Source organism: Acinetobacter sp. NIPH 2100 (assembly GCF_000369805.1).
In the GTDB taxonomy this organism is placed as follows: domain Bacteria; phylum Pseudomonadota; class Gammaproteobacteria; order Pseudomonadales; family Moraxellaceae; genus Acinetobacter.
The window spans coordinates 1097303-1109481 of record NZ_KB850224.1 but is presented as its reverse complement, the minus strand read 5'-3'; the positions used below and the strand labels follow the sequence as shown (position 1 = coordinate 1109481).

General features: G+C 42.9%; 8 protein-coding genes. 4 read left to right on the top strand and 4 right to left on the bottom strand.

All coding sequences use genetic code 11. From position 1 onward, the window contains the following. Positions 1-60: 60 nt before the first annotated feature. Both F887_RS12785 and soxR read right to left on the bottom strand, forming a co-directional pair. Positions 61-2316, bottom strand: a complete 2256-nt coding sequence (locus F887_RS12785; protein ID WP_005292470.1) for a TonB-dependent siderophore receptor — start codon at positions 2314-2316, stop codon at positions 61-63. Positions 2317-2590: 274 nt separating this feature from the next. Next, positions 2591-3082, bottom strand: coding sequence for a redox-sensitive transcriptional activator SoxR (gene soxR, locus F887_RS12790; protein ID WP_005292469.1), 492 nt, complete (start codon positions 3080-3082; stop codon positions 2591-2593). Positions 3083-3402: 320 nt separating this feature from the next. Here soxR and F887_RS12795 point away from each other — a divergent pair, with 320 nt between their 5' ends. The 4 genes from F887_RS12795 to adeC are packed head-to-tail and all read left to right on the top strand — an operon-like array spanning position 3403 to position 9470. Continuing rightward, positions 3403-3831, top strand: a complete 429-nt coding sequence (locus F887_RS12795) for a DoxX family protein (RefSeq protein WP_005292466.1) — start codon at positions 3403-3405, stop codon at positions 3829-3831. Continuing rightward, entirely contained in the window at positions 3828-4931 is a 1104-nt protein-coding gene (locus tag F887_RS12800; protein ID WP_005292464.1) for an efflux RND transporter periplasmic adaptor subunit, read from the top strand. Before F887_RS12795 ends, F887_RS12800 begins: the two co-directional genes overlap by 4 nt. A 13-nt stretch (positions 4932-4944) precedes the next feature. Then, positions 4945-8028 carry a MexW/MexI family multidrug efflux RND transporter permease subunit gene (locus tag F887_RS12805; RefSeq protein ID WP_005292463.1) on the top strand — a complete coding sequence of 1028 codons (3084 nt, stop codon included), beginning with the start codon at positions 4945-4947 and terminating at the stop codon, positions 8026-8028. Next, a complete protein-coding gene (adeC, locus tag F887_RS12810; RefSeq protein WP_005292461.1) occupies positions 8025-9470 on the top strand; it encodes an AdeC/AdeK/OprM family multidrug efflux complex outer membrane factor in 1446 nt (481 codons plus the stop codon). Before F887_RS12805 ends, adeC begins: the two co-directional genes overlap by 4 nt. Positions 9471-9719: 249 nt before the next feature. Here the strand turns inward: adeC and F887_RS12815 are convergent, their stop codons facing one another. Together F887_RS12815 and F887_RS12820 are read right to left on the bottom strand one after the other, a co-directional pair. Continuing rightward, on the bottom strand, positions 9720-10646 hold the full coding sequence (locus F887_RS12815; RefSeq protein ID WP_005292459.1) for an alpha/beta hydrolase: 927 nt from the start codon (positions 10644-10646) through the stop codon (positions 9720-9722). Positions 10647-10681: 35 nt separating this feature from the next. Next, positions 10682-12169, bottom strand: a complete 1488-nt coding sequence (locus F887_RS12820; protein WP_005292457.1) for a flavin-containing monooxygenase — start codon at positions 12167-12169, stop codon at positions 10682-10684. Positions 12170-12179 lie beyond the last annotated feature (10 nt).

The following is a 12179-nucleotide window of genomic DNA, read 5'->3' as shown; positions in this document are numbered from 1 at the left end:
TACCGTTATAGATACACCTTTATTTTTAATTAATAGCCAAAAATTTATATTTTCTGGTTTTTAGAATTTTGCACGTAGCGATAAAGTCACGTTACGTGGCTCACCCCAATAAACACCATTATAGAAACCGACCTGCTGATAATATTTTTCATCAAACAAGTTATTCACTTGTAGGTTTGCACTGAATGATTCATTAAAGGTATAACCCATATTGGCACTTGCCAAGAAGTATGAATCTTGTCGCACATAGCCATCAGAGTTTTTAGGCGCACTGGTCGACTTACTCACAACTTCACTTTGCCAATTTACCCCAAACCCAATATTGAATTTATTTGCCCCATCCCAAAGCTGTTCAGGTAGTTTGAAGTTTGTGTAGATTTTGACTAAGTTCTGAGGAAGGGTCGTTGAAGCCTTCACAGTTTCTGAACTAATACTGTTCACATAGGTATAACCCGCAGTAATGTTCCATGTTGGTGTAATACGCCCAATCGCTTCCAGTTCAAAACCTTCAATTTTTAGGCCCTCACCCGAAGCCTTCATTGGATCACCACCATCATTGGTTTTTATACCTGCAGCAATTGCTTCTTCATCACGAATTGCGACATTTTCCTTTTTCGACCAAAAGGCAGCGGCTGTCGCCAAAAGTTGATCATCCAACAAACTGGCTTTTAAACCTGCCTCATAGCTTTTGCCTGTTTCAGGCTCTAAGAAACTGTTATTACGGTCTTTTTGACTGCTTGGATTAAACATATCAGTATAACTGGCATAGGCAGTTACAATATCGTTAATCGCGTAAGTGGTACCAAAGTAAGGTGTGAAAGCATCGGTTTTCACATCACTTTTGGTACCATTGGTGGCGGAATATTCACTATAACGTCCCCCAACAATCAATTTTAGATCATCTGTCAGGTTTAGTTTTAGTGTGCTATACACCCCATAGTTTTGTTGTTTATCATCTTTATTTATCGCTGTGATTTTATAGCCAGGTTTAACTGTTGCATTACCATTCCACGTACGCCAATCATTAATCACACAATTGTCACCAATATTATTTGAGGGAACGTTTACCTCATTCACTTTCTTGGTACACGTCAATTGATTACTGGCGATACCATCGAGTGCACCACTAATGCTCTCTGATGAACGATCAAAACCATTACCACCAATGACCAGTTCATGTTCACGATTGAATAATTTAAATGGACCACTTGCAAACAACTCTAAGCTGGTCTTTTTGGATTCTACAGTCGGATAACTAGCCGACCATACCCCAACACCAGTTCCATCATTTTGGTTAGGAAAACCAGAACCACCATAAGACATTAACCAAAAACTTTTGGACAAGGAATGTGAAGCAGCTGCCTTAATCATCCAGTTGTTGTCAAATTTATACGTCAAATCAGCAAATACAGTTTTGTCACTTTGGCTAATGGTATTCCAACGATTTGCCAAGCTGAAATTACGCGGTAAATTGGCGAGTGAACCATCCTGATTCCAGTACGGTACGGTTCCCCATGTTGAACCCCTTGGTTGGTTATCTTGATATTGAAAACCAATACTGCCTGTTAATTTGTCTGTGATGTCTGCTTCAACCATCGCCATAGCAGCCAAGGTTTCCAGAGAGTAATAATCCATATAGGATTCTCCCTCTCGACGTGCGGCCATAACACGGCTCCGCACACTTCCATCAGCCGTCAAAGGGATAGAAACATCAGCTTCATTGCGAATGGTATTCCAGCGGCTAAATGACGTGGCAACCGACCCAGTCAATTCTTTTGCAGGACGTTTACGAATCATATTAATCGTTGCAGAAGGGTTCCCTGTAGCTCCTGTTAACCCTGTTGCCCCCTTCACCACTTCAATACGGTCAAAGAAGAAACTATCAACCCGTGGACTATTCTCTCCAATTGGCATGCCATCAATTTGACGATTGCTGATCCCATAACCTCGTGCAGAATAGTTAGACCGTTCACTATCATTTTTGGTCACGGTTACACCTGGCGTTGCCGCAAGCACATCATCAATAATATTGAGATTTCGTTGCTCAATTTGTTCACGTGTAATCACACTGACTGATTGTGGGGTTTCTTTTAAAGAGAGTTTTAATTTGGAGGATGTTCGAGATGATTTTGCCTGAAAACTTTGACTACCTTCAGTTTTTTCATCTTCGGCTGAAACTTTAATGGTTGGGAGTACTGCAGATGATGCAGCATTGAGATTCTCTTCTTGCGCAAAAGCGCTCTGTGATAATGCCCCACAAATCAAAATCGATTTTATCGCAATATTTAAAGCAGATTGTTTAAGCTGATTGTTCATAACGTCACAATTGAATAAATAAGAATCATTATTATTATCAATTGCGATACAAAAATAAATCAATAATTCACAATATTTTAATATTTATTTAATAATACAGGCCAAAACGGACGGCTAAGCAACAACATATCAAGATGCTTATCAAACCAGTCAAATCCCCCATGTAAGCAAATTCAGGACTTGAGCTCAGTTAAAGTTAACGCTTTCTACTCACCCACTCAGAATGCTGCATAAAATTTAATTTTAAAGTTCTTATTTTCTTAATTATTATTTTTCAATCATTTAATAAATTTAGCATTGAATCATCCTCTCGCTCTAAAATACGTGGGCCTGCGCCATCCTCACCCAATATATCTTCGGGGTTGCGCAAACGGCATTGTTCCAAAGATAAACATCCACAGCCAATACACCAGTCCATTTCATCTCTTAAACGTGTCAGTTTTTGAATCCGTGCATCTAAATCCTCACGCCAACGTGAAGAAAGTTCAGCCCACTGTTCTGCAGTGAGCTTGCTTCCTACAGGATAAATACTCAGCGCATTTTTAATTTCATCCAGTGAAATTCCAACTTTTTGTGCGACTTTGATAATCCCGATATAGCGCAACACAGACAAAGGAAAACGGCGTTGATTGCCATTGGTTCGAATACTTTTAATCAATCCTTTTGACTCATAAAAATGCAGCGTTGAAACCGCTACACCGCTACGTTTAGCAACTTCTCCTACGGTCAGCATTCGATTGATATTCATTTTTCGTTCTGGTGTCATTTACTGCATATCTCAAGATTACTTTAGGTTTTATAGTTCAGAGCAAAGAACTTTGTCAATTCAAGCGACAGTTTATCCTTCCGAAATGTGACTTTTCCTCAGTATTCAAACAACCAAAATCATTTCGATACAAAGTGTCCTACTCTTCTTACTCTACTGTTAAACCGACCTTTTAATGACTCATTTTTCTCATCCAAACCCATTGACCTAAATATAACTTGAGGTTTTAGACTGCTTGGCACTGCATTCGTAAATGCAAATAAGCAATTAATTTTTAATGTTTTTCATCATTCAGTCTGATTCTTCGGGAAAAAATGATTATGCCTTACTTCATAAAATTGAGTTTGGAAAGCCAATGGTTATGGACGCTGTCCAGATGCTGTCTGGCACTTTTATTTTTCAGCTCTGGCCTCAGCAAAGTGCTCGATGTGGAAACGGGATTTCAAGAAATGCAAGCCGCGGGTTTAGAACCCACTTGGCTGTTTAATTATGGCTCTGCGCTGATTCTGCTGGCGGGTGCATATTGCATTCTGTTTGATCGCCATATCTGGCTTGGTGCTGCCCTGCTTTCAGTCTTTTTAACAGTGACGATTTTTATCGTACATACCTTCTGGAACATGTCTGGCCTGCAAGCGCAAATTTCTCTCTATTTCGCGCTTGAACATATCTCGGTGATTGGTGGTCTTATCGGGACTGCAATTGCCAGCCATTTTCGTCAACAGCTTAAGCTCTGTGGAGTACTCGCATGAAAACCCACCTGCGTATTTTGCTCATCATCATGATTTTAGTTGTCATTGCTGTTGCAGCTTATTTTTATTTTAAATCACGTTCAGCAAACAGTCCTTCATCTTATAGCTACCCACCTGTCAAAGTTGCACTCAGCACTGTCAAACAACAGATTACGCCCCGAACATTATCCAGTATTGGCGAGTTAGAGGCGATACGACAAGTCCAAGTTTCATCTGAAAGCACAGGTGTCATTGAACAAATTTATTTCCAATCTGGACAGTACGTTAAAAAAGGACAATTGCTTGTTCAGCTCAAAACCAATGTTGAACAAGGCAATCTAGGTCAACTGCAAGCTAAGCTTAAACAGGCCGAAATGGCCTATAACCGGACCAAACAGTTAATCGATAGTCATGCGATTTCACGAGCAGAAATGGATACCGCCTTGGCCGATCGAGATATGACGCGCGCAGAAATTCAGCAACTGCAAGCGACCATTCAACAGAAATCAATCCGTGCACCGTTCTCAGGCATTATTGGAATACGTCAAGTCCACCAAGGCCAATATCTACAGGCAGGAACAGGCATTGCCAATTTGGTCGATACCCAACAACTGCTTGCCAATTTCACACTGGATGAACAACTGGCGGCCCGTTTAAAAACGGGGCAATCGGTGCAACTTAAAATTGACGCATTTCCCGAGCAAAGTTTCTCTGCGGTTGTGAATGCGATTGAACCCATGATCTCCAAATCAAGAACGATCACAGGGCAAGCTACGCTCAATAATCAGCATCAGCAGTTAAAGCCAGGAATGTATGCAAAATTGGACATACAAGAAGCCAATCTTCCGAGTCTCGTGCTGCCTGAAACTGCGATTACCTATACCGCTTATGGCAATACAGTCTTTCTAGTTAAACAAGACAACAAGAAACTTACCGTACAACGTGTGGCAGTAGAGCTTGGTGAGCGTCATCAAGGTTGGGTCGAAGTTCAATCTGGCGTTAAAGCAGGCGATCAAGTTGTCGTATCTGGTCAGCTGAGATTAAGCGATGGTATGCAGGTTGAAGCAACAGAAGATACCTTGCAACAGTCGCAATCCACCTTAGCAAAAGCCAAAATCTAAGGAGCGACCTAGCATGAAATTTACCGATCTTTTTGTGAAACGCCCTGTACTGGCCTTGGTTGTGAGTACGCTGATTTTGTTGGCTGGCCTATTTTCCCTGAATAAATTGCCGATTCGCCAATATCCTCTCCTTGAAAGCTCCACCATCAACATCAGTACCGAATATCCTGGCGCATCTGCTGAACTGATGCAGGGCTTCGTTACACAACCGATTGCACAAGCGGTTTCCTCTGTTGAAGGGATTGATTATCTCAGTTCTTCCTCAGTGCAAGGTCGTAGTAGTATCACTTTACGCATGCAGCTAAATCGTGACTCAACCCAAGCCTTAACTGAAGTCATGGCCAAAGTGAATCAGGTTCGCTACAAGTTACCCGAACAGGCATTTGATCCCGTAATTGAACGGTCATCGGGTGAATCGACGGATGTCGCCTATATTGGCTTTTCAAGCGAACAACTGTCTATGCCTGAATTGACGGATTATCTGTCACGAGTGGTTGAGCCGATGCTGTCAAATATTGATGGTGTAGCCAAAGTACAGACCTATGGCAGCCAACGTCTAGCCATGCGTATTTGGCTGGATGCAGATCGCTTGGCTAGTCGCGGTGTCACTGCGGCCGATGTTGCCAATGCCATTCGACAAAATAACTATCAAGCAGCGCCTGGTCAGGTCAAAGGCGAATTGGTGGTTTCCAATGTCAATGTTTCCACCAATCTCACCAGTATTCAGGATTTTAAAAATCTGGTGATTCGCAATGATGGTCAAAACCTCATTCATTTACAGGATGTAGCAACCGTTGAACTCGGTGCAGCTTCAACTGAAACCAGTGCCTCAATGGATGGTAAACCTGCCATTTTCGTCGGTTTGCAAGCCACGCCTACAGGTAATCCGCTGATTATTGTACAAGGCATTAAAGATAAGTTACCTGAGATCGAAAAAACCTTACCGCCCAGCGTAAAGGTCAATCTGGCCTATGAAACGGCACGATTTATCGATGCTTCAATTGATGAAGTCTTACACACATTTATCGAAGCACTGCTTATCGTGATTGCAGTGATCTATCTCTGTCTGGGTTCGCTGCGTAGTGTATTGATTCCTGTGGCGACTATTCCGCTTTCCATGCTCGGTGCTTTGGGGCTCATGCTGCTGTTTGGTTTTAGTATTAACTTACTTACCCTACTGGCCATGGTACTGGCAATTGGATTGGTGGTGGATGATGCCATTGTGGTAGTAGAAAACGTGCATCGTCATATTGAGGAAGGTCTGTCTCCTATCGCAGCCGCTTTAATGGGTGCGCGAGAAGTCGCAGGTCCCGTGATCGCTATGACGATTACCCTCGCTGCGGTCTATGCACCGATTGGTTTAATGGGGGGACTAACAGGCTCATTATTTAAAGAGTTTGCCTTAACGCTTGCAGGTGCAGTTCTGGTTTCTGGGCTGATTGCCCTGACCCTTTCGCCTGTAATGAGTTCTTATTTACTGCAATCCAAACAGGATGAAGGCCGAATGGCCAAAGCTGCTGAATGGTTTTTCGAACGCTTAACTCAGGTATATCACCGCTTACTGCAATTTTCACTACAACATCGCTGGATTACCGTCGTCTTTGCCATGGCTGTTTTTGCCAGCCTGCCTTTGCTCTATCAACTGCCACAAAAAGAGTTAGCGCCCCTGGAAGATCAAGCCAGTGTGCTCACTGCAATTAAAGCGCCTCAACATGCCAATTTAAATTATGCCGAACACTTCAACTATGAATTGGATAAAGTGTTCTGGGAACTGCCTGAAACCAGTACCACATGGATTATCAACGGAACCGATGGACCTGCGGCAAGCTTTGGTGGCACGACCTTATCCACATGGGCGGCACGTTCGCGCTCTGCCGATGACATCCAGCAGGAACTGCAAGCCAAAGTCGGTTCGGTAGAAGGCACCAGTATTTTTGTGTTCCAAAATCCAGCTTTGCCAGGTTCAACTGGTGGACTCCCAATCCAGATGGTACTGCGCAGTGCTCAAGACTATTCAACGATTTACCAAGCCATGGAGCGTATTAAACAAAAAGCCCGTGAAAGTGGCCTATTTGTGGTGGTCGACAGTGATCTGGATTTCAATAATCCAATGATGAAAATTGAGGTAGATCGGGCCAAAGCCAATAGTTTGGGTATCCGTATGCAAGATATTGGAGAGGCATTGGCAACCTTGGTGGGTGAAAACTATGTCAATCGTTTCAATATGCTGGGACGTGCCTATGATGTCATTCCTCAAAGTATCAATAGCCAACGCTTAACCCCACAAGCCTTAACAAGTCAGTTTATTCGTACGGATCAAGGCACACTGATCCCCTTGTCTACTGTTGTGCATTTAAATGAAACAGTCGAACCGAATAAGCTGACACAGTTTAATCAACAAAATGCTGCAACCTTCCAAGCCATTCCAGCTCCTGGTGTTTCTCTAGGTCAAGCCTTGGCCTTTCTTGAACAAGTCACTACCGAACTACCCACAGGGTTTAGCCATGACTGGCAAGCTGATGCTCGTCAATATATGCAAGAAGGAAATACCCTCTTATTTGCATTCTTGGCTGCATTGGTGGTGATTTATCTGGTTTTGGCTGCGCAATATGAGAGCCTGGTTGATCCATTCATTATTTTAATTACTGTGCCACTGTCAATTTGTGGGGCATTAATTCCTTTGGCACTCGGCTTTGCCACTGTCAATATCTACACCCAAATTGGTCTGGTCACATTAATTGGACTGATTAGTAAGCATGGTATTTTGATGGTTGAATTCGCCAATGAGTTGCAAATCCATGAAGGGCTAAACAAACAAGCTGCCATTCTTAAGGCAGCGCAAATTCGTTTACGCCCTATTCTCATGACCACGGCAGCAATGGTGTTTGGTCTTATTCCATTACTGTTTGCCACGGGTGCAGGCGCGCATAGTCGTTTTGGTCTTGGTTTGGTGATTGTATGTGGAATGTTGATTGGCACCTTCTTTACCCTGTTTGTGTTACCGACCATTTATAGTCTGTTGGCACGACAACATAACCACAGCTCTGCTCGCGTACAGGAACTAGAGAAAATTGAGGCGATGGAGTACAAAGCATGAACAAAAAATTATCCTTCGCCATGCCCTCTAGTCTGTTGAATCAGCACGATTCATGGTCGAAAATGTCAAGTATTGCAATGATGATCGGAACTTTGGGCATTTCGCTGAGTGGATGCCAAAATATCAGCCCCCAAAAACCGATGATTCAAGCAAATATTGCTGAAACTTTTGATCATCAAGTGAATGCTCGCTCGATTGCAACACAGGGTTATCGGGAGTTTCTTTCCGATCCTCGTTTAGTGCAAGTGATTGAGCTTGCTCTTAGCAATAATCGTGATTTGCGGACGGTAACGCTGAATATTCAGCGAGCACAGCAACAGTACCAAATTACGCAAAACAATCAGCTGCCTGTCATTGGTGCAAACGCCAATATGACACGCCAAGTCTTTGTCAGTAATCCAAACAATCCAAGCTCAACTTTTCAAGTGGGTCTCGGAATCACAGCTTATGAACTGGATTTTTGGGGACGAATACGTCATCTGAAAGGTGCTGCACTGGATCGCTATCTGGCAACACAAAGTGCTCGTGATGCAATGCAGATCAGTCTGATCAGCCAAATCAGTCAAGCTTGGTTGGATTACGCCTTTGCCAGTGCACATTTAAAACTTGCCCAGCAAACCCTTAAAACCCAACTTGATGCTTATCAGCTCAATCAAAAGCGTTTCAGTGCTGGCATTGAAAGTGAGCTTCCATTACGCCAGTCTGAGATCTCAGTCGAAACAGCGCGTCACGACGCCGCACGTTATCAGACTCAAATTGCTCAGGCACAAAATTTACTCAACCTGTTGGTCGGTCAACAGCTTCCAATCCATCTATTGGCACAACAGCCTGTTAAAACCATGACGGCACGAGACATTTTTGGCACAGGCTTACCCAGTGATTTACTCAATAATCGTCCTGATCTCAAGCTCGCCGAATATCAATTACAGGAAGCTGGCGCCAATATTGCAGTTGCCAAAGCCGCATTATTTCCAAACATCTCTTTAACGGGCTCAACGGGATATGCTTCGACCAAACTCAGCGATCTGTTTAAATCTGGTCATGCTGTCTGGTCGATTGGCCCCAGTCTGGATCTACCGATTTTTGATTGGGGAACACGCCAAACCAATCTCAAAATTTCAAAAATCGAGCAGCAAATCGCGCTGTCGAATTATGAAAAATCGATTCAATCCGCATTTCGCGAGGTCAATGATACTCTCGCCACACGTGCCAATATGGACCAACGGATGATAGCGCAGCGACGTTTAGTCGATGCCAGTCGTGCAACATATCAACTCTCAATGGCTCGTTTTCGTACAGGAATTGATAGTTATTTGAGTGTCTTGGATGCCCAACGTTCTGCTTACGCAGCTGAACAAGCGTTATTGTTACTCGAACAAGCTCAACTCAATAACCAAATTGAACTGTATAAAGTCTTAGGTGGAGGCTTAGCGCGATCATAAGTCTGAGAGGTTTCAAGGGTAGCTTAGGCTATTCTTGAAGCACACGACATGTCCACAAATAAACAATATGTTTAAGATGGATCAGAATAAAAAAAAGAATGTTCAGTGAAGTTATGCGTTTTAAATTTGTTCGAATTGCATGCGTGTTTTTTATTTTTAAAATTTTGATGGCTTTCATCTCCATCAAAAATATAGGCTTTAAAATTAAAATGAACCGTTGTTAAAAATTTAAGTTAAAACGCTAAACAATTATTTCTCCTTGATTAAGACCTTCTGCATAAAGTGGCCAATTTCATCTAAGGCCTGTTCAGACTTGTGAATAAAGCGATTAAACATCTGGAAGTTATGCCACATATTTTCATAAATCTGCAGACTCACCAGCACACCAGATTGCTGGGCACGTTCAGCTAAATGGGTCGCATCATCGACCAAGATTTCCTCGCTTCCGGCCTGAATCAACATCGGTGGAAGATTGCTTAAATCAGCAAAAATTGGAGAAATCAGCGGATTACGCGCTGCTAACTGACCTCGATACCCATCGCCACCACGTTTCAAGGCATAGCTTTTAATCATCGGATCACGTTTGGCATTTTTATAAACAGAAGCTGAACTTAAGCTGATATCCACATAAGGAGAGATCATTACTATTCCAGCAGGTAAAGTATGCCCTGCTGATCTCAGTTCAAGGGTTAAGGCTAAGGCCAAAGCACAACCACCAGAATCTCCCCCCAAAATAATCTGTTCAGGCTTCCAACCATCATTCAATAAATGTTGATAGACCGATTTAACATCATTTAATGCGGCAGGATATGGATGTTCTGGTGCTCGACGATAATCCAGCATATACACTTTTACCTTGCCCCGTGCAGCGAACTCGGTCGATAAAGCGCGATGTGTTCTCGATGAACCTGCAAAAAATGCCCCACCATGACAGTGTAATAACACTCCATGAGTTTCATCTTCAGGCGTTGCAACTTCAGCATGCACAATACGTTGGTCGAATGAGTCTCTCAATTTAATCTGTTTGACCCAAACATCGGCTCTTGGTTTAAAAATAGTTGAGCCCACTTCCATTGCAGTACGCAAAACAGGAAAAGGCAAAGCCAAACCACTGGCCAGCTTAAAACTCAGCCGCAAACCTATTTTCAGGCCCGTTTCAATTAGTTTCTGCTGCATTCATCCCTCCTAACATTAGCTCAAACAGTTTTGAATTAACTGGCTTTTTTCTTGGTTTCGGCATCCGTAAAACCAAGTACATAGTCTTTGAGATCACATTGTGATAATCGGGATCGCATTTCAAAAGTCGTCCACGGCCATAAAGTACTGTTACGTCCATTACGATCGATAAAATAGCTGCTGCACCCGCCCGTATTCCAGACTGTATTTTTTAATGCTGCTTGGATTTCATCATTATATTGCTGCAATACTTCAGTACGAATTTCAACGCTTTCAATCTGTTGTGTCTGCACCTTCTTCAACATATCCAAGATATACGCCAATTGCGCCTCAATGATGATCAGTGCTGATGAACTCACCGCAATATTAGGACCAAACATCACAAAAGCATTTGGACAGCCTTCAACTACAGTACCGAGATAGCCTTTGGCACTGCCCTGCCACACCTCATCCATGGTTTTGCCATACTTATTGCGAATCTGCTTGGCAATGGGTGGATTACTCACTTCAAAGCCTGTACCAAAGATAATGGCATCGACTTCATGTTCCGATCCATCACTGGCAATCACGGTATTACCACGAACTTCTTTTACCCCACTACGTAGCACATCCACATTCGATTGTGCCAATGCGGGATACCATTGATTCGATTGCAACACCCGTTTACAGCCAATGGTAAAATCAGGCAAAAGTTTTGCTCTTAATGCGGGGTCTTTTACCCCTAGACGGATATTCCACTTGGCTAAGCGCTCAATCTGACTAACCAATTTCGGATGATGCATGCTTGAATTTAATGATTCAAACACCCCATATACGCCATAGCGAGTTAGACGCTGTGTAACCGGCAATACTTTAAACAGTGCCTGCGCAAGCTTGGGTAGACTCTGATCCATTTTTGGCAGTACCCATTGCGGTGTCCGTTGAAATAAAGTCAGTTTTGCAACTTTGGTTTGAATTTCAGGAACAAATTGAATTGCCGAAGCACCTGCCCCGACAACGGCAACTTTCTTACCCGTTAAATCAAAATCATGATTCCATTCTGCTGAATGAAATTGAACCCCTTTAAAGCTTTCTAAGCCAGTAATTTTTGGCAACACAGGCTCATGCATTGGTCCACCCGCCATAATTGCAAAGCGAGCATGAATTAAACCTTGATTGGTTTTAACGACCCAATGTTTGGCCTGATCATCCCAAGCACTTTCCTGCATTTCATAACCAAATCGTACATATTTTTCGACATCAAATTGTCTGGCTACAGTCTGAATATAGGTCTTAATCTCTTGCTGCGGTGCAAAGACCCGACTCCATTGTGGATTCGGTGCAAAAGAATAGGAATATAGCGCTGATGGAACATCGCAAGCACAGCCTGGGTAGGTATTGGCACGCCAAACACCGCCAATTTCATCGGCTTTTTCCAAGATCACGATATCGGTGAAACCTGCTTGCTGTAACTTAATCGCTGCGCCAATCCCTGCAAAACCAGCACCGATAATCACAACATGAAATTTTTCTATTTGAGCCATAAGTGCTTAT